Here is an 18,105-nt window from a genome sequence, read left to right on the forward strand (position 1 = left end):
TGATGTCCTCAACCTACGAACGAACCGCAGCCGGCACCTTGACGCGCGTCAAGCCCCGTGACGGGCGCACGAGGACGGGCGCTGGCACGGACGGGGGCCGGCGCGGGACCCGGAACACGTCGACACCGTTCCCAGGACAGGAATCGGCCCCACGACCCCCGAGATGTCCTGGGAACGGTGTCCACAGGCCCGGCACTCTCAGACGGGGCGGACCTCGATCGCCAGGCGCTCCTGGCCCACGCGGGTCAGCACCAGGGTGGTGTGCCGGCCTGCGCCTGCCCCCTTGCCCTTCTGCCCGCTCATCAGCAGCCGCCGCACCTCTTCCGGCGTCACCGCCATGCCGCGCTTCTTGATGTCCAGCCGCGTCACGCCGGTGTCCTTGACCCACCGCCGCAGACTCTTCACGTGGTAGGGCATCACGGTCAGCACCTCGTACGCCCGCGCGAACGGCGTCTCCACCTGCTCATCCGCACAGAAGTAGGCGATGTGCTCATCCAGCAGTCGCCCGCGCACACCGCCGAACTCGCGCGCCACCAGGTCCGCCACCAGCCCTGCACGGATCACGGCACCGTCCGGCTCATAGAGCCAGCCACCCACACCCCCGACGCCGGCCACCTCCGCCGCGTGCGAGTCGCCGAAGTCCTGGGGCGAGGTGATCTCCGCGGGGCTGGCCGGATCCGGTCCCGAGCCCAGCACCAGGGCCGCCCGGCGCACGTTGGGCCGTGCGACCGCGTTGAACCACAGCACGGCCTCGGTCACCTCGCCGCCCACGGACACCCACTGCGCCTCACAGCCCGCCGGGACCGCGCCGTGCGGGATGCCCGGGCCCATCTTCACGCCCACGGCCACTCCGGAGTCGGCCAGCTGTTCCACGAAGGACAGCGGGGGAGAGAACACCTCCGGATCGAACACCCGCGAGGACCCGGAGGAGGAGAGCACCCGCCGCGCCGGATCCAGCCAGAACCCGTCCGGCGCACCCTGCGCCCCACCCTCAGCGACCTCGCCTGCCTCAGGCGAGGGGCCGCCGTCGGGAAGCTCTGCCGGCAGCGCGCCTGCCTGCTGCGCCCACTGGACCGCGTCCGCGCACACCACCTGCGCGGTGGGGAAGGGCATCAGATTGACCGTGGCCGCCGCCGCCACCGTGGGGTCACGCTCCACCGCGGTGACCTGCAGATCCAGAGACGCCATGGCCATGGAGTCCGCCCCGAGGCCGCAGCCCAGATCGGCCACATGCCGCACGCCTGCCCCCGCGAACCGGCCCGCGTGCAGCGCCGCGACCTGCAGCCGCGTGGCCTGCTCCAGCCCCGCCTGAGTCAGCACCATCGACTCCGCGAACGGCCCGAACTTCGCCTCCGCCTTCCCACGCAGCCGCAGCTGGGTCAGCACCGCCGAGACCAGCTTCGGCGCGTGCCCGTCCTTGCGCAGCCGCGTGGAGAGGGACAGCGCATCGGCCTCGCGGTAGGAACCCTCTGCGCTCAGCCGGTTCAGCAGCGCCCACCCCTCCGGCGAGAGGACGGGGGAGAGGTCGGTGGGGTCCAGGGACGGCTGGTCTGAAGAGGTTTCGGCGGGCACCACTCCACGCTACCGCCGCCCCGGACGAACTAGGCTGGGGGCATGCCTCGCCGCCCCACTCCGCGCATCGCGCCGCTGGACACGAACCCGTCTCTCCAGCGCGCCACAGAGGAGCGTCCCGACGACGGCTCCCTCACCGAGCGCTCCGGCCGCGCCGCGGGCGAGGGGCAGGACTACGACCTGTTCGGGGAGTTCGACGAGTCGGACCAGGACGGCCAGTACGGGGAGCAGACCTGGGCCTCGCAGCAGGCCGCCGGTGCGCCGCGCTGGGCCAAGTGGCTGCTCTACGGCTCCATGGCGCTGGGACTGCTGGCCGCCGGACTGCTGATCGCCACCGTGGTGATCCAGTCGCTGGTCTCCGGCAGCCTGGCGGTGGGCGGTGCGAACCTGCTGGGCGACTCCCCGGAGAGCGCCGAACTTCGCCGCGAACTGCTCTGGGGCCCCGTGAGCCTGCCGTTGGTGGTGCTGGGCGTGGCGTTCGTGGGGCTGTGCATCGGCGGACTGACGATCTTCCGCTACCGCCGGGCCCGCTGACCGGCGTCACCGGGTGCGTCTGCGGGCCGGTGCGAGATGCCCCGAGCCGTGACAGGATGTGAGGATCGTCACAACGCCGTGGCGTCACCATGGAAGGGATCCCATGTCTCACTCACACCCCCAGTCCTCACCGCAGCTCTCGCGCCGCGCCTTGCTCGCCCTCGGCGGAGCCGGTGCCCTCAGCACCATCGCCTGGCCGAGCTGGGCTGCTGACGGCGCCCGTCCTGGTGCGGTCCGCGCTCCGAAGCTGACCTCCGGGGACCGGCAGATCATCAACCAGCTGCGCCCCGAGAATGCCATCGAGCACCTGACCCACCTGACCGAGGGGATCGGCCAGCGCTACAGCGGGACACCCCAGGAGAAGGCGGCGGCCGACTACATCGCCGGCGTGCTGGACTCCTACGGGTATGACGTCCAGCTCCAGGAGTTCACCGTCCCGGACCGTCGAGTCGGCGAGCTCAGTGGACCTGCACTGGACACCAGCATCGCCTGGGGCGTGGGCTCGGCTGCCCGGGCCGCCCAGGACACCACCGTGCGCGGAACGCTCACCGTGGCTCCGTCCGGCTCTCTCGCCGACCTGCCACCGGACCTGCGCGGGCAGATCCTGATGCGCGTGGTCACCGTCACCGAGGACATCACGCCCCTGGCCGTGGCCGCGGCTGCCCGTGGTGCCGAGGCCGTGATCGCCACCCGTGTCGATGCTGCCTACCCTCGGCAGGCCTCCGCCTTCGCACCCACCCTGACGGCCGACGTCGGGATTCCTGTGGTGGGTGTGGGGCAGGTGCAGAAGCATGCGCTGCTGACTGCCCTGTCTCGGGGGCCGGTGACGTTGAGCCTGACCACCGTGCAGTACCTGAGCCCCACCAGCCAGAACGTGCTGGCCCGGCGTGCCGGGAAGAAGGGCGGTCCGCCCAGCAGATCGCGCCAGGAGGTCATGCTGTGCGCCCACTACGACTCGGTGATCGGCGCCCGGGGTGCCAACGACGACGGCTCGGGAACCGTGCTCTGCCTGGAGCTGGCCCGGACCATGCGCAACCTGCCCACCTCGTCCGACCTCTCGTTCTCGCTCTGGGGGTCAGAGGAGGTCGGCCTAGTCGGTTCCCGCCTCTACGCCCGTGGTCTGGACGCTGCGCAGAAGGCACGGCTGGCCGGCGTGTTCAACAATGACATGGTGGGCACCAGCTGGGATCCGGCCGAGAAGTACTGGGTGTTGGACTACTTCGGTGAGTCCAATCCGGTCAACGCCCAGGTGCTGGCTGCCGGTGAGCGGCTGGGCTACCGCGCGCAGATGAGTGACGTGACTCCGCGTGGGTCCAGTGACCACCAGTCCTTCTCCGAGGTGGGCGTGCACAGCGGGAACTTCTCCTGGCGCGGCGTGGAGACCCCCGCCCTGCTGGAGCCCGAGTACCACTCCGCCGATGACACGATCGCCGCGAACATCTCCGTGGAGCGGCTGACCATCTCCATGGAGATCCAGGGGGCGGCGGCACTGGCCCTGGCCCGTTCCTGATGCTCTGACCCCCTTCTCGGGACAGTCAGTGGGCCGGAGGGCTCGACACTGTCCCGAGAAGGGGGTCCCAGGGGTCCGCTGAGGCTGGATGTTGTCCACAGGTCGGTGAGCGGCTCGAGCGAGAAGCCGGTGACTTCACCAGACTGGCCGCATGCCCTCGCTCGTCACCGACATCCATGATCCCGCGCTGCTGATCGTGGACCATCATGATCGTCCGGCGGCGGCACGGGCGCTCTCCCGCGGGGCCCAGCGGGGCAATCTGGTGCGACTGGCCAGTGGGGTCTACACGGAGACCGACCGCTGGCTGACCACTCCAGCGTGGGACAGGTACCGGATGGCCATCGCCGCGCACGCGGCCTCACGGCGAGGCCAGGCCGTCTTCTGTCATCTGACCGGGGCGGACCTGTTCGGAATGTCATTGCTGGAGGTCCCCACGGACCTGCACGTCCGGGCCAGCACGCCGAGCAAGTCAGGAACTGTTGAACCCACTTCTCCCTACGTCAATCCCGAGGCCGTGCGGGCAGCGGCTGATCGCCTCAGCACCGATCCGCGGCACAGGCGCCTGCGCCACACTCTGCCGGCTCTGCCTCCCGTCCGCCGGTACGCCAACCTCCTGGGATGTGGCACGGGCCGGGACCAGTCGGTCCGGATCCCTGTCAGTCTCAGCGACGGCACCTACCTGCTGGATGTTCGGACGGATCCGCTTCCGACCGTTCTCGCGAGTGTTCTGTCCCAAGAGTCATTGCGGCAGGCGGTGCCGTCGGCGGATGACCTGGCCCGGCGGATGGGGCGTTCGTTCGAGCAGCTGGCGGCTCAGGCCCGCGAGATCCAGCCGCGGAAGAACGCCACGCGGCGATTCGACTGTGCCGTCGACTTCGCCGATGGACGGTCCGAATCCGTGGGTGAGTCCCTCAGCAGGGTGATCATCCATGAACTCGGGTTCGTGCTGCCGGAGCTGCAGGTCGAGTTCCGCTCGCCGAGCGGAGAGTTCCTGGGGCGTCCAGACTTCTGGTGGAAGCAGGTCCAGCTGATCGGTGAGTTCGACGGCATGACCAAGTACACCGGTGCCGTTGAACGGAACGGTCGCACGGCCGAGGAGGTGCTGGTGGCTGAACGCCGCCGGGAGCTCAAGCTGGCCGGTGCGGACCGGAGGGTGATCCGCTGGATGTGGAAGGACCTGATGAACGAGCGGGCGTTCGAGGCGCAGCTGCTCGAAGCCGGAGTGCCGCGGGCTCGTTGAGGGGTGCCGACTCGCATTCACCCCCTTCTCGGGACAGAACATCCTCTGAAGGGGGCGAGAGATGTCCCGGGAAGGGGGTGGGAGCAGGCCAGGTCAGGTCGGCGGCACTGCGCGGCCGGCCGAGCGCCCCGCATCAGCTGAAGTAGATGCCGATCTTCTTGCCGCGGATCTCCTCGACCAGGATGTCCACGTCGTAGATGTCCTTGAGCGTCTCCGAGCACATCAGCTGATCCGGGCGGCCCTGGTGCACCAGCCGACCGGACTTCATGGCCAGGATGGTGTCCGAGTAGCAGGAGGCGAAGTTGATGTCGTGGATGACGATCACCACGGTCTTGCCCAGCTCGTCGGCCATCCGCCGGATCAGGCGCATCATCTCCACGGCGTGCTTCATGTCCAGGTTGTTCAGCGGCTCATCCAGCAGCAGCACGTCGGTGTCCTGGGCCAGCACCATGGCGATGTACGCGCGCTGCCGCTGACCGCCGGAGAGCTCGTCCAGGTACCGCCCGGCGAAGGAGTGCAGGTCCATGTACCCCAGGGCCTGGCTGACCAGACGCTCATCATCCGTGCCGGGGCGTCCGCCGTGGTGCGGGAAGCGTCCGAAGGAGACCAGGTCCCACACGGTCAGGCGCACGGTGGTGGTGTTCTCCTGACGCAGCACGGCCAGCTTGCGGGCCAACGCGCGGGTGTCGGAGTCGAACACGTCCTGGCCGCCCACGGCGATCGTCCCGCCGTCGGCCTGCAGCAGGCGTCCGATCATGGAGAGCAGCGTGGACTTGCCGGCGCCGTTGGGCCCGATGATCGAGGTGACGCCGCCGGCGGGGATCTGGGCGGTGACCTCGTCCACCACGCGGGTGCGGTCATAGGCCTTCACCACGCCCTGCAGGTCGATCGCCGGAACGCCGGGCACCGGGGGATCGGCATGGATCGAGTGGCTGCCGTTCGCGGCTGGGGCATCCGGCGTCTGACGTCCCGACTGCGGCGAATCCATGCCGTCCAGCGTACCGGCGGTCAGCTCATACTCGGTCTGCACTGCCATCAGCGCACCTTTCCTCTCAACAGCATGGCCAGGAACACGATCCCGCCCGCGAACTCGATGATGATGCTCAGCGCCGTGTTGAAGCCGAACACGTGCTGCAGGACCATCTGCCCGCCGGCCAGCAGCACGATCCCCAGGAACACTGCCGCCGGCAGCACCCAGCGGTGCCGGAACGCACCCACCTGGTAGGCCAGGTTGGCCACCAGCAGGCCGAAGAACGTCACCGGTCCCACCAGGGCGGTGGACACGGCCACCATCACGGCGGCGATCACCAGGATCTGCATGGTCCGGGCACGGTGGTCCACGCCCAGGGAGACGGCGGACTGCCGACCCAGGGCCAGCACGTCCAGCTCATGGCGCATCCGCCACACGGGGATGCTCGCCAGCGCCAGCATCACCGCCGCCAGTCCCAGCAGCTGCGGATCCACCATGCCGAAGGAGGCGAAGAACAGGTCCTGCAGGATGGTGAACTCCGAGGGCTCCATCAGCTTCTGCAGCAGAGCGGAGATGCCCCGGAACAGGGTGGCGAACACGATCCCGATCAGCAGCACCAGGTGCAGCGACTGGTGCGCCCCGGTGAACAGCCACCGGTACAGGGCCACCGCGAACACCACCATCACCACGGTCTCGGCCAGGAACCGCACCGCTGGCGGGAACCCCAGGAACGACTGCGCCGTGAACACCCACACCATCACGGTCTGGATCAGCACGTACAGCGCGTCGAAGCCCATGATGGACGGGGTCAGGATGCGGTTCCCGGTCACCGTCTGGAACAGCACGGTGGACACGCCCACGGCGTAGGCCACCAGCACCATGGCCCCCACGGTGGTCAGCCGCCGCGGCAGGATGTACTCCACCGCGCCGGTCAGCCCCACGAACACGAAGGCCAGCACGCTCGCCAGCGCCAGTGCGCCCAGCACGGCCACGATGATCCAGGCCCGGCGGGATTCCCGACGACGGCCCCCACCTTCTCCCGGCCCGGCACCGGGGGTGCCGGGAGGCTGGGAGGAGGCGGCGTCGTCGGGAAGGTCTGTGCTGGAACCGGACCCACGGGATCCGGTGAACAGGCCGATCAGCCCGCGCCCGGACTCCATGGTCCGGCGGGACTCCGGGGTGGGGGAGGAGGTGAGATCCGTGGTCATGAGCGGGCTCCCCGGCGGCGGGTCTGCAGCAGCAGGACCAGGAAGATGGCCGCGCCCACCACGGAGATGATGGTGCCGACCGGGATCTCATAGGGGTAGCGGATGGTGCGGCCCACGATGTCGCAGAGCAGCACGAAGCCGGCGCCGAAGATCGCGGTCCAGGGCACGGCGGTGCGGGCGTTGTCTCCGAACACCATGGAGACCAGGTTGGGCACCACCAGTCCCAGGAAGGGCAGGGCGCCCACGGTGACCACCACGACGGCCGAGATCACCGAGACCAGTCCCAGCCCCAGCGCCATGACCTGTTGGTACTTCAGGCCCAGGTTCGTGGCCACGTCCTGACCCATGCCGGCCACGGTGAAGCGGTCCGCAGCCAGGAAGCCGAGAAGCGTGAGGGCGCCGACCAGCCAGAGCAGTTCGTAGCGGCCGGAGACCACACCGGAGAAGTCGCCGATCATCCAGGTGTTCAGGGTCTGGAGCAGGTCCACGCGGTAGGCGAAGAACGTGGTGATGGCGGCGATGACACCACCGAGCATGATGCCCACCAGGGGCACCAGCAGGGTGGAGCGTGCGGGGACGCGGCGGATGATCGCCAGGAAGATCGCGGTGCCGGCCAGGGCGAAGATCGCAGCGATGCCCATCTTGCCCATCAGCGGCAGCGCCGGCAGGAAGACGGTGGCCACCAGGATGCCGGCCGTGGCGGACTCGACGGTGCCGGCGGTGGAGGGCTCCACGAAGCGGTTGCGGACCATCAGCTGCATGATCAGTCCGGCCACCGCCATGGCCAGGCCGGAGAGCAGCACGGCGGCGGTGCGGGGCAGGCGCGAGACGGTCAGGATGTGCCAGGCCTCGGGGTCGCCGGAGAGCACGGCGGGCAGGCTCACATTGGTGACGCCCACGAACATGGACACCACGGCCAGGATCAGGATGGCGGCCACGCCCAGCCACAGGGCGGTGCGGGTGTTCCGGAACCGGGTGAACTGCCGCGAGGTGATGCAGTGGTCCTCGGGGTGCGCGCGCATGGCCCGGATGTCCACCAGGGTGCGGGCGTCGGTGACGGTGACCGGTGGAGCGGTGGGAGTGCGGACACGGGCCAGCCCGCCCGGGGGCACTCCCGGGCGGGCTGGTGGTGCAGACGGCGCATTGGCCGTGGTGTCTGACATCAGGGGATCAGCGGTTCCTTGTGTGTGGACTGCGGTGTCTGGGGTCAGCTGTCCGAGGTGGCGTCGGTGCCGCCGGTGGTGGACTCGGTGACCACGCCGTTGACGACCTGGTTGATCATCTGCGGCAGGCTGTTCAGTCCGTAGCCGACGACGTACCAGTTGGTCGGATCCAGCTGGATGATGTCCCCGTTGCGGGCGGCGTTGGTGCCGTTGACCAGATCGTTGTCCAGGACAGCGTCGGCGGCCTGACCGCCCTCGCCGGTGGCGGCATCGCGGTCGATCACGAACAGCAGATCCGGGTTGGTCTCGGCGATGTACTCGAAGGAGATGGACTCACCGTGGGCGCCTTCGGCCTTGACGTCGGCGGCGGTGGGGACGCCCAGCAGGTCGTGGATCAGACCGAAGCGGGAGCCGGCACCGTAGGCGGTGACCTCACCGGCGGAGGTGAGCACGATCAGGCCGCTGCCCTTGCCGGCCTCCTTGAGGGTGGCCTTGGCGTCCTCGATCTTGCCCTCGATGCCCCTGAGCTTGCCTTCCACGGCCTCGGTCTTGCCGAAGATGGTGCCGATGACCTTGGCGTTGGCCTCGAAGGACTCCAGGGGGTCGGTCATGTCCACGGCCAGATTCACGGTGGGGGCGATCTTGGAGAGCTCCCCGTAGGCCTCAGCAGTGCGGCCCGAGGTGATGATCAGGTCCGGGCCGGCGGTGGCGATGGTCTCGAAGTCCGGCTCCTTCATGGCGCCGATCTTCTCTGCACCCTCAGCGATCCCCTGCAGGGACTCCGAGTACTGGGCCTCGGGGACGCCAGCCGGCTGCACGCCGATCGCGTTCATGGTGTCCATCACGCCCAGGTCGAAGACGAAGACTTTCTCCGGGTTGGCCGGGACCTCGGTGGTGCCCTGAGAGTGCTGGACGGTGATGGTGCCGTCGCCGTTGTCCGTGGCGGTCACTGGCCCGCCGGTGTTCGACGAGCCGGAGCTGGTCGAGGACGGGGTGTCGCCAGGGGTGGTGGCGCCGCCCGAACCGTTGGAGGTGGCCCCGCCGCAGGCGGACAGGGTGACCAGCGCGGTCAGACCGAGGAAGGCCATCAGCATCATGCGCCAGCGGGCGAAGCGGCCCACGGGGGCAGAGGTGCGGGTGAAGGACACGGGGTCTCCAGTCGAGTCGGGGAGCAGGCGCTCCGTGTGCTCACCGGACACAGTCCTCCACGCACCGAGTGCACCGGTGCTGCGCTGGGGGTCTGGCCGAATAAGCGAACGAGTGTGTTGCGTTATTGAAGCCTCGAGGTCTCAGCGTAGAGGTAAGCCTTACCTAACCGCAAGCGAAAGGGCTCAATACGAACATATTTTGTGCGCTAATGACGCACGGCTTGGCGCGCGGTGATGAGGAGCCGGGCACCGTCGCCGTCCGTCAGTGGGGCAGGTGCGGCCAGATGGCCACCAGGATCGAGAAAGACGAATGACGACGCGAGGAGCGATCCGGGGCGTCACGCCACACCTCTGGCACTCACCTTGACCGAGTGCTAATCGCGCGCCTAGAGTCATTTCTGGCACTCCGGGCGACCGGGTGCCAAGCCTGAAGGACCTGCCATCCGGCACCCGCGACGACGGTTGGTCAGCCTCCGGCGCACAACAGATTCCCAGTTCTCCGGTCCGCCCCGCACGCCTGGGCGGCCGGCCATCAGATACGAAGGAGAGCGCAGCCATGTCTGTCTCCATCAAGCCCCTCGAGGATCGCATTGTTGTCCGTCCGCTGGAAGCCGAGCAGACCACCGCTTCCGGCCTGGTCATCCCGGACACCGCCAAGGAGAAGCCCCAGGAGGGCCAGGTCGTGGCCGTGGGCCCCGGCCGCGTCGATGACAACGGCAACCGCGTCCCCGTGGATGTCTCCGAGGGCGACGTGGTCCTTTACTCCAAGTACGGCGGCACCGAGGTGAAGGTCTCCGGCGAGGAGTACCTGGTCCTCTCCGCCCGCGACGTGCTGGCCATCGTCACCAAGTGACCCCGGTCTCTGACCGCACCTGACGCTCCAGGCCCGGCCGGCCATCTCACTGGCCGGGCCTGCGCGCGTCTCCCGCCGTCGTCGGGACGCCTGTGCTGAACAGCGTTGACGACGACGGCCCCCCACACCTGAACTTTTCATCTCACCGAGAGGAGCGTCGAGACTATGGCCAAGCAGTTGGCATTCAACGACGACGCACGCCGGGCCCTGCAGGCCGGCATCGACAAGCTGGCGGACACCGTCAAGGTCACCCTGGGCCCCAAGGGCCGCAACGTGGTCCTGGACAAGGCCTGGGGCGCACCCACCATCACCAACGACGGTGTGACCATCGCCCGTGACATCGAGCTGGACGATCCGTACGAGAACATGGGCGCTCAGCTGGCCAAGGAAGTGGCCACCAAGACCAACGACGTGGCCGGCGACGGCACCACCACCGCCACCGTGCTGGCCCAGGCCCTGGTCAACGAGGGCATGCGCCTGGTGGCCGCCGGTGCAGCCCCCAGCGAGGTCAAGAAGGGCATCGAGGTGGCCGTGGCCGCCGTTGAGCGCCGCCTGGGCGAGAACGCCCGCGACGTCGAGGGCCAGCAGGTCGCCCACGTGGCCGCCATCTCCGCCCAGTCCGACGAGGTCGGAGAGCTGCTCGCCCGCGCCTTCGACACCGTGGGCACCGACGGCGTGATCACCATCGAGGAGTCCTCCACCACCAGCACCGAGCTGGAGGTCACCGAGGGCATGCAGTTCGACAAGGGCTACCTCTCCCCGTACATGGTCACCGACGCCGAGCGTCAGGAGGCTGTGCTGGAGAACCCCTACATCCTGCTGAACTCCGGCAAGATCTCCTCCGTGCAGGAGTTCCTGCCGCTGCTGGAGAAGGTCCTGCAGGAGTCCAAGCCGCTGTTCATCATCGCTGAGGACGTGGAGGGCGAGGCGCTGTCCACCCTGGTGGTCAACAAGATCCGCGGCACCCTGTCCGCCGTGGCCGTGAAGGCACCGGGCTTCGGCGACCGCCGCAAGGCCATGATGCAGGACATCGCCGTGCTCACCGGTGCACAGGTGGTCTCCCCGGACCTGGGCATGAAGCTGGACCAGGTGGGCCTGGAGGTCCTGGGCACCGCACGCCGCGTGACCATCACCAAGGACTCCACCACGATCGTGGAGGGCGCCGGCTCGGCCGACGAGGTCGCCGCCCGCGTCTCCCAGATCAAGGCCGAGTCCGAGGCCACCGACTCCGAGTGGGACCGCGAGAAGCTGCAGGAGCGCCTGGCCAAGCTGGCCGGCGGTGTGGGCGTCATCAAGGTCGGCGCCGCCACCGAGGTGGAGCTCAAGGAGCGCAAGCACCGCATCGAGGACGCCGTCTCCTCCACGCGTGCCGCACTGGAGGAGGGCATCGTGGCCGGTGGTGGCACCGCGCTGATCAACGCCCTGTCCGTGCTGGACGAGGACTCCGACGTGCAGGCCCTCCAGGGCGATGCCGCAGCAGCCGTGGGCGTGGTCCGCAAGGCCCTGGTCCAGCCGCTGCGCTGGATCGCCCAGAACGCCGGCGAGGACGGCTACGTGGTGGCCGAGAAGGTCAAGGGCATGGAGGCCAACCACGGCTTCAACGCCAAGACCGGCGTGTACGGTGACCTGCTCGCCGACGGCGTGATCGACCCCGTCAAGGTCACCCGCTCCGCGCTGGCCAACGCCGCCTCGATCGCCGCCCTGGTCCTGACCACCGAGACCCTGGTGGCAGACAAGAAGGACGACGAGGACGAGGACTGACGGGACTGATCGGTTGAGCTCGGCTGAGCTGAGCTGAGACCGTCCGAAGGCCCCGGCCCCTGCGACTGTGCAGGGGACCGGGGCCTTCGTCCTGTTGGGACTGTCCTGATGTTGATCCAGAAACAGTGGTGAGCATCAGAGCTGAAGGTCGCCACTGCTTCTGGCTGACGACGGCGTGGCCGGGAATGGGTTGCAGGAGTCGTCGAGCATTGGAACTAGGTTGCACGAATTGGCGTACAGACGGCTCGGGAGCGACAGGTGATGCCACAGAGACTGTAGATCCGACGAATGGTGCGACTCAGTCCGGATCGGGCCAGGGCGCTGAGGTACTTCTCAGTGATCCGACGCTGGGCCAGCCGCGCTACGGGAGAGCCGAGCCGGGACCACCAGGTGGCCGGACGGGAGAACGCCGTGATGGACAGCTCCACGGTGCCGTCCGGGTGCAGCTCCAGCCATCCTCGCCCCGGCCCAACTCCCGCACGCTCGGGTTGCCCCCATGGCGAGCCAGAAGCAGTGGTGGCCATCGTGGCTGATGGTCACCGCTGCTTCTGGTTCAACGAGAAACCCGGCCTCAGGCCCGGGGCGAGGCGTCAGGCTCGGGGGAGGGGCCGTCGTCGGGAAGGCCGGTGTGTCCCTCGCCCACGTACTCACCCGTGGCGTAGTCATACTCCACCGGGTTGCCGTCCTCGTCCGTGCGGGTGTACCACTCGGTGACCTCCTCCGCGGTGGAGTCGAAGTCCGCACCCGTGGCGAACTCGCTGTTCTCGTGCGTGGGGACGATCGCCAGGGCGAAGTTGTCGCCCTCCTGGGCCACGCCACGCTTCACCGCCTTCTCCAGCGCCCACTTCTCGTACTGGTCGCGGATGGCCAGGGGGTCGTTGCGCAGCTCCTTCACCAGGGCGATGCACATCAGCAGGATGATCACCGCGAACGGCAGTGCCGTCACCGTGATCAGGTTCTGCAGGCCCTGCAGGGAGGAGTCACCGCCGGTCAGCAGCATCACCACGGCGATACCGGCCATGCAGATCGCCCAGAACGCGGTGACCAGACGGTTGGGGTTCGGGTTGCCGCCCTGGGAGAGCTGGGAGTTGACCAGTGAGGCGGAGTCGGCGGTGGTGATGAAGAAGATGGCCAGGATCCCGATCACCAGCGGGGCGATGATGTTCGCGCCGGGCAGCAGGTCCAGCACCGCGTAGAAGATCTCGGCCGGGGCCGGCAGGGAGTTCGCCGTGCCGTCCGGGGCGAGCTGGCCGGTCTGCTGCTGCAGCCAGATGGCGGTGCCGCCGAGCATGGTGAAGGCCAGGATGATGATGGTCGAGGGGATGAACAGCACGCCGAGCACGAACTGCTTGATGGTGCGCCCGCGCGAGATCTTGGCCACGAACACGCCTACGAACGGCGCCCAGCTCACCCACCAGGCCCAGTAGAAGGTCGTCCAGGAGGAGAGGAATGCCTGCATCTCCTCGCCCTGGGCCATGTTGGCGCTGAGCATCTCCGGCATGGAGCTGACGTAGTCCATGATCACGCCCGGCACCACGTTCATCAGGAACGCCGTGGGGCCGACCACGAAGAAGAACACGGCCAGGCCCACCGAGAGCACCATGTTGATGTTGGAGAGCTTGCGGATGCCCTTGGCCACCCCGGACACCGCCGAGATGATGGTGCCGATGGTCAGCACCACGATGATCACGATCGCCACGGTGTTGCCCGTGGGCGTCCAGCCTGAGACGATCTCCACGCCGCGTCCGATCTGCAGCGCGCCGATCCCCAGCGAAGAGGCCGTGCCGAACAGGGTGGCGATGATGGCCAGGCCGTCGATGGTGCGCGCGCCCAGCGAGGTGGACTTGCCGCCGAACAGTGGTGCCAGGATCGAGCTCATCAGCGGCACCCGGCCGCGGCGGTAGGACACGTACGCCACCGCCAGCCCGACGATCGCGTAGAACGCCCACGCGTTGAAGCCCCAGTGCATGGCGGCCTGGGCCATCGCGCCCGTGATCGCCTCCATGGACGCCGGCTCATACGCACCCGGCCGCGGGGAGAGATAGTAGGTGAGCGGCTCGAACGGGCCGAAGAAGATGATGCCGATGCCGATCCCCGCCGCGAACAGCATGGCCGCCCACGAAGCGGTGGAGTACTCCGGCTTCTCATCGTCCAGTCCCAGCGGGATCCGCCCGTAGCGCGAGAACGCCAGGATCAGCAGCAGCACGATCAGCCCCGCCGCCATGGACGTGAAGATCCACCCGAGGTTGGTCATCACCCAGGTCAGCGCTGCTGAGGAGACCTCGAGCACGGTGTCCGGCTGGGTGACACCCCAGATCACGAAGCCGATGATCAGCAGCCCGACGACGGCCACGATCGGCACGTCGATGCGGTACCTGACCTTCTGGTCCTCGATGGAGACGCCCGGAACCAGTGCGGGGTGGATGTCATGCGGGTAGTTGACCTCGCGGATGAACCTGCGCAGCCGGGTCTGGCCCTGAGCGCGGGTGGATCCTGATCCGGGCGAGGTGGACTCTGATGAGGACGGCGGTGGGGTGCTCATGCTCACCCACTATGACCCGACCTGCGAGGATGCGCCACTTGAACCGGGCGGGAGCTGCGGCGGCTTCGACACCGTTCGTGTGACAGATCCACGGGCGTGCGGGACTGATGCGGTCACACGAACAGGGACGAGAGATCCCGGCTGTCACACGAAGGGTGACCGGCCTCCCGGCGAGGGGTGGAGCGCCCGCAGATGCGACGACCCCCTTCCCGGGACAGCTCACTGCTCCGGAGAGCGGGAGAGTGTCCCGAGAAGGGGGTCGATGCGCAGGGCGACTGCGCCGAGTCGGCCGGACGAGCCGGCCTCGGGGTCAGCGCCGGGTGGAGTCCACCGACTCGCGGTCGGCGTCGGCGTCCGGACCCGTGGCCGAAGCGACCGTGTCCGCGGCGGTGCGGGAGGCGTCGTCGTAGGCCTGGTCCGGGGTGGAGGACTCCACGGTGCCCAGCCGCTCGTCCATCTCCTCCGGGGAGATCGCCATCAGGTCCTCGGTGCGCTCGGCGTGGTACCGGTCCACGTCCAGGATGCCCTCCTGCTTGGACACCAGTGTGGGGACCAGTGCCTGGCCGGCCACGTTCACGGCGGTGCGGCCCATGTCCACGATCGGGTCCACGGCCAGCAGCAGGCCCACGCCCTCCAGGGGCAGACCCAGGGTGGACAGGGTCAGGGTGAGCATCACGGTGGCGCCGGTGGTGCCCGCGGTGGCGGCCGAGCCCAGCACCGAGACCATGATGATCAGCAGGTAGTCGCCGATCGAGAGGTCGATCCCGAAGAACTGGGCCACGAACATCGCCGCGATGGCCGGGTAGATCGCCGCGCAGCCGTCCATCTTGGTGGTGGCGCCCAGCGGGACGGCGAAGGCCGCGTAGCCGCGGGGCACACCGAAGCTGTACTCGGTCACACGCTGGGTGACCGGCAGGGTGCCGATCGACGAGCGGGAGACGAAGCCGAGCTGGAACGCCGGCCAGATGCCGGAGAAGAACTTGCGGACGGACAGGCCGTGCAGGCGGGCCAGCAGCGGGTAGACCACCAGGAACACCAGGGCCAGGCCCACGTAGATGGCCACCACGAACTTGGCCAGCGAACCCATGGTGGTCCAGCCGTAGGAGGCCACGGCGTTGCCCAGCAGACCCACGGTGCCGATCGGGGCGATCCGGATGATCCACCACAGCACCTTCTGGATGACCTCCAGGGCCGAGCGGGAGAAGCTCAGGAACGGCTCGGCCTTGGCGCCCACCTTCAGAGCGGCGACGCCGATGGCGATCGAGATGACCAGGACCTGCAGCACGTTGAACGAGACCGAGGTGGAGGCCGAGCCGTCCTCCAGGGTGGTGGAGGCGGACAGGCCCAGGAAGTTGGAGGGGACCAGGCCCTGGATGAACGCCAGCCAGTCGCCGGTGCGGCCCTCATAGGCGCCCGGGGCCTCCTGTCCGGTGCCCACGCCGGGCTGGAACACCGCGCCCAGTCCGATGCCGATCAGCACGGCGATCAGCGAGGTGATGGCGAACCACAGCAGGGTCTTCCACGCCAGACGGGCAGCGTTGGTCACCTGCGCCAGGTTCGCGATCGAGGCCACCACCGCGAAGAACACCAGCGGGATCACCGCGGCGCGCAGCAGGGAGACGTAGGAGGAGCCGATGATCTGCAGCGTGGTGCCCAGGCCGTTCGGGGTCTCCGAGGTGTGCCCGGTGTTCCGGGCCACCAGGCCCAGGATCACGCCGAGCACCAGGGCGATCAGGATCTGCACGCCGAAGTTCGTCATCCACGCTGGGAGGCGCCGCTCGGAGCGGGAGGAGGGGGCCGTCGTCGGGCTGGAGGGAGCCGGGGAGGCACCTGAGGTGCGGTTGGTAGAAGTCACCCGGAGACTGTAGAAGTGCAATACCACGACGGCGGAATCAGGTTTCGCAGTGTGACGCGGCTGTGACGTGGGGCATGTGATGTGGGTCGTCGTGGGGGAGAGGGCCCGGACGTAGACTGTCTGCACCCCCGATGCACTGATGTCGCACTGCGGTGCACTGTGACGCACTGAAAGGTCTCCGCCTGTGAGCGCTCCGAACAACGGCCCCTCCACCGAGCCTGTGGCCACCTCCCATGATCCCTTCGGCTTCACCGGCCTGACCTATGACGATGTCCTGCTGCTGCCCAACGCCACGGACGTGATCCCCGCCGACGCGGACACCGCCACCCAGTTCACCCGCCGGATCCGGCTGAACATCCCCGTGGTCTCGGCGGCCATGGACACCGTGACGGAGGCCCCGCTGGCGATCGCCCTGGCCCGTCAGGGCGGCATGGGCATCATCCACCGCAACCTCTCGATCGAGGACCAGGCGGCGGAGGTGGACCGGGTCAAGCGCTCCGAGTCCGGCATGATCTCCGACCCGGTGACCATCAGCCCGGACGCCACCCTGGCCGAGCTGGACGAGCTGTGCGCCACCTACCGGGTCTCCGGACTGCCCGTGGTGGACGAGCAGATGACCCTGCTGGGCATCATCACCAACCGCGACACCCGCTTCATCCCGCACGAGGAGTGGGCCACCCGCACCGTGCACTCGGCCATGACCCCCATGCCGTTGATCACCGGACGCGAGGGGATCTCCCGTGAGGAGACGGTGGAGCTGTTCTCGAAGCACCGGATCGAGAAGCTGCCCCTGGTGGACCGCAAGAACCGGCTCAAGGGCCTGATCACGGTCAAGGACTTCGACAAGGCGGAGAAGTACCCTGAGGCGGCCAAGGACGAGGAGGGTCGCCTGCGCGTGGGCGGTGCGGTGGGCTTCTTCGGCGACGGCTGGGAGCGGGCCATGCAGCTGGTCGAGGCCGGCGTGGACGTGCTGGTGGTGGACACCGCCAACGGGCACACGCACGGCGTGCTGGACATGATCGCCCGGCTGAAGAAGGAGAAGCTGGCCAAGCACGTGGATGTGATCGGCGGCCAGGCAGCCACCTATGCCGGTGCCAAGGCGATCGTGGACGCCGGTGCCGACGCCGTGAAGGTGGGCGTGGGACCGGGTTCGATCTGCACCACCCGAGTGGTGGCCGGTGTGGGTGTTCCGCAGATCACCGCGATCTACGAGTCGGCCAAGGCCACCATTCCGGCCGGCATCCCGCTGATCGCCGACGGCGGCCTGCAGCACTCCGGCGACATCGGCAAGGCGCTGGTGGCCGGTGCCGACTCCGTGATGCTCGGCTCCCTGCTGGCCGGCACCGCCGAGTCCCCGGGTGATCTGGTCTTCTACCAGGGCAAGCAGTTCAAGGCCTACCGCGGCATGGGCTCCCTGGGCGCCATGCAGACCCGCAACGGACAGCGCTCCTTCTCCAAGGACCGCTACTTCCAGGCCGATGTGCCCAGCGAGGACAAGCTGATCCCGGAGGGGATCGAGGGCCAGGTGCCCTACCGCGGTCCGGTGGCCTCGGTGGTGCACCAGCTGGTGGGCGGGCTGCGCCAGACCATGTTCTACACGGGAGCGCCGACCATCGCGGACCTCAAGCAGAACGGCCGTTTCGTGCGCATCACCCCGGCCGGGCTGAAGGAGTCCCACCCGCACGACATCATGATGACCGTGGAGGCTCCGAACTACCGGAGCCGCTGACCGCGCCCAAGGGCACGGAC

The 18,105-nt window shown here is 68.6% G+C and carries 14 protein-coding genes; 6 read left to right on the forward strand and 8 right to left on the reverse strand.

Annotated elements, in window-relative coordinates; genetic code table 11:
* Nucleotides 1-198: 198 nt before the first annotated feature.
* Complete coding sequence (locus tag BM355_RS01200; RefSeq protein ID WP_245760507.1) at nt 199-1,572, reverse strand: class I SAM-dependent methyltransferase; 1,374 nt, start codon at nt 1,570-1,572, stop codon at nt 199-201.
* A 42-nt stretch (nt 1,573-1,614) separates the two neighbouring features.
* On the opposite strand from BM355_RS01200, the gene BM355_RS01205 reads away from it, so the two are divergent.
* The 3 genes from BM355_RS01205 to BM355_RS01215 all read left to right on the forward strand — a co-directional run bounded on the left by BM355_RS01205 (nt 1,615) and on the right by BM355_RS01215 (nt 4,856).
* Nucleotides 1,615-2,106 carry a hypothetical protein gene (locus tag BM355_RS01205; protein ID WP_091693051.1) on the forward strand — a complete coding sequence of 164 codons (492 nt, stop codon included), beginning with the start codon at nt 1,615-1,617 and terminating at the stop codon, nt 2,104-2,106.
* A gap of 103 nt (nt 2,107-2,209) precedes the next feature.
* Nucleotides 2,210-3,616 carry a M28 family peptidase gene (locus BM355_RS01210; RefSeq protein ID WP_091693054.1) on the forward strand — a complete coding sequence of 469 codons (1,407 nt, stop codon included), beginning with the start codon at nt 2,210-2,212 and terminating at the stop codon, nt 3,614-3,616.
* Between the two features lie 151 nt (nt 3,617-3,767).
* Nucleotides 3,768-4,856 carry a hypothetical protein gene (locus BM355_RS01215; protein ID WP_091693057.1) on the forward strand — a complete coding sequence of 363 codons (1,089 nt, stop codon included), beginning with the start codon at nt 3,768-3,770 and terminating at the stop codon, nt 4,854-4,856.
* 133 nt (nt 4,857-4,989) lie between these two features.
* Here the strand turns inward: BM355_RS01215 and BM355_RS01220 are convergent, their stop codons facing one another.
* From BM355_RS01220 to BM355_RS01235, 4 genes are read right to left on the reverse strand one after another with little or no spacing between them, the layout of a single operon-like run.
* Complete coding sequence (locus BM355_RS01220) at nt 4,990-5,892, reverse strand: iron ABC transporter ATP-binding protein (protein WP_245760508.1); 903 nt, start codon at nt 5,890-5,892, stop codon at nt 4,990-4,992.
* On the reverse strand, nt 5,892-7,034 hold the full coding sequence (locus BM355_RS01225; protein ID WP_245760509.1) for an iron chelate uptake ABC transporter family permease subunit: 1,143 nt from the start codon (nt 7,032-7,034) through the stop codon (nt 5,892-5,894). Before BM355_RS01225 ends, BM355_RS01220 begins: the two co-directional genes overlap by 1 nt.
* Nucleotides 7,031-8,197: an ABC transporter permease gene (locus tag BM355_RS01230; RefSeq protein ID WP_245760510.1), complete on the reverse strand. Its 1,167-nt coding sequence runs from the start codon at nt 8,195-8,197 to the stop codon at nt 7,031-7,033. The genes BM355_RS01225 and BM355_RS01230 overlap by 4 nt, the downstream gene beginning before the upstream one ends.
* A gap of 44 nt (nt 8,198-8,241) precedes the next feature.
* Complete coding sequence (locus BM355_RS01235; protein ID WP_245760511.1) at nt 8,242-9,345, reverse strand: siderophore ABC transporter substrate-binding protein; 1,104 nt, start codon at nt 9,343-9,345, stop codon at nt 8,242-8,244.
* Nucleotides 9,346-9,901: 556 nt separating this feature from the next.
* Between BM355_RS01235 and groES the strand changes: the two genes are divergently transcribed.
* Entirely contained in the window at nt 9,902-10,198 is a 297-nt protein-coding gene (groES, locus tag BM355_RS01240; protein WP_091693059.1) for a co-chaperone GroES, read from the forward strand.
* Nucleotides 10,199-10,363: 165 nt separating this feature from the next.
* A complete protein-coding gene (gene groL / locus BM355_RS01245; protein WP_091693061.1) occupies nt 10,364-11,959 on the forward strand; it encodes a chaperonin GroEL in 1,596 nt (531 codons plus the stop codon).
* Nucleotides 11,960-12,174: 215 nt separating this feature from the next.
* Here groL and BM355_RS01250 read toward each other — a convergent pair whose 3' ends face one another.
* The 3 genes from BM355_RS01250 to BM355_RS01260 all read right to left on the reverse strand — a co-directional run bounded on the left by BM355_RS01250 (nt 12,175) and on the right by BM355_RS01260 (nt 16,260).
* Complete coding sequence (locus tag BM355_RS01250) at nt 12,175-12,483, reverse strand: DUF1990 family protein (protein ID WP_091693063.1); 309 nt, start codon at nt 12,481-12,483, stop codon at nt 12,175-12,177.
* 47 nt (nt 12,484-12,530) lie between these two features.
* Entirely contained in the window at nt 12,531-14,501 is a 1,971-nt protein-coding gene (locus BM355_RS01255) for a BCCT family transporter (RefSeq protein ID WP_091693065.1), read from the reverse strand.
* Nucleotides 14,502-14,811: 310 nt separating this feature from the next.
* Nucleotides 14,812-16,260 carry a dicarboxylate/amino acid:cation symporter gene (locus BM355_RS01260; RefSeq protein WP_091693067.1) on the reverse strand — a complete coding sequence of 483 codons (1,449 nt, stop codon included), beginning with the start codon at nt 16,258-16,260 and terminating at the stop codon, nt 14,812-14,814.
* A gap of 280 nt (nt 16,261-16,540) precedes the next feature.
* On the opposite strand from BM355_RS01260, the gene guaB reads away from it, so the two are divergent.
* The gene (guaB, locus tag BM355_RS01265) at nt 16,541-18,085 is read left to right on the forward strand and encodes an IMP dehydrogenase (protein WP_091693070.1); all 1,545 of its coding nucleotides are present in this window, start codon (nt 16,541-16,543) and stop codon (nt 18,083-18,085) included.
* The last annotated feature ends 20 nt before the right edge of the window (nt 18,086-18,105 follow it).

It is taken from the genome of Micrococcus terreus, from assembly GCF_900116905.1.
GTDB lineage: Bacteria > Actinomycetota > Actinomycetes > Actinomycetales > Micrococcaceae > Citricoccus > Citricoccus terreus.

What these genes read in the sequence shown, in the direction of transcription:
- groES (WP_091693059.1), top strand. Translation starts at nt 9,902, where the DNA reads ATGTCTGTCTCCATCAAGCCCCTCGAGGATCGCATTGTTGTCCGTCCG.
- BM355_RS01250 (WP_091693063.1), bottom strand. Translation starts at nt 12,483, where the DNA reads ATGGCCACCACTGCTTCTGGCTCGCCATGGGGGCAACCCGAGCGTGCG.
- BM355_RS01210 (WP_091693054.1), top strand. Translation starts at nt 2,210, where the DNA reads ATGTCTCACTCACACCCCCAGTCCTCACCGCAGCTCTCGCGCCGCGCC.
- BM355_RS01230 (WP_245760510.1), bottom strand. Translation starts at nt 8,197, where the DNA reads ATGTCAGACACCACGGCCAATGCGCCGTCTGCACCACCAGCCCGCCCG.
- BM355_RS01220 (WP_245760508.1), bottom strand. Translation starts at nt 5,892, where the DNA reads ATGGCAGTGCAGACCGAGTATGAGCTGACCGCCGGTACGCTGGACGGC.
- BM355_RS01205 (WP_091693051.1), top strand. Translation starts at nt 1,615, where the DNA reads ATGCCTCGCCGCCCCACTCCGCGCATCGCGCCGCTGGACACGAACCCG.
- BM355_RS01255 (WP_091693065.1), bottom strand. Translation starts at nt 14,501, where the DNA reads ATGAGCACCCCACCGCCGTCCTCATCAGAGTCCACCTCGCCCGGATCA.
- BM355_RS01225 (WP_245760509.1), bottom strand. Translation starts at nt 7,034, where the DNA reads ATGACCACGGATCTCACCTCCTCCCCCACCCCGGAGTCCCGCCGGACC.
- BM355_RS01260 (WP_091693067.1), bottom strand. Translation starts at nt 16,260, where the DNA reads ATGACGAACTTCGGCGTGCAGATCCTGATCGCCCTGGTGCTCGGCGTG.
- groL (WP_091693061.1), top strand. Translation starts at nt 10,364, where the DNA reads ATGGCCAAGCAGTTGGCATTCAACGACGACGCACGCCGGGCCCTGCAG.
- BM355_RS01215 (WP_091693057.1), top strand. Translation starts at nt 3,768, where the DNA reads ATGCCCTCGCTCGTCACCGACATCCATGATCCCGCGCTGCTGATCGTG.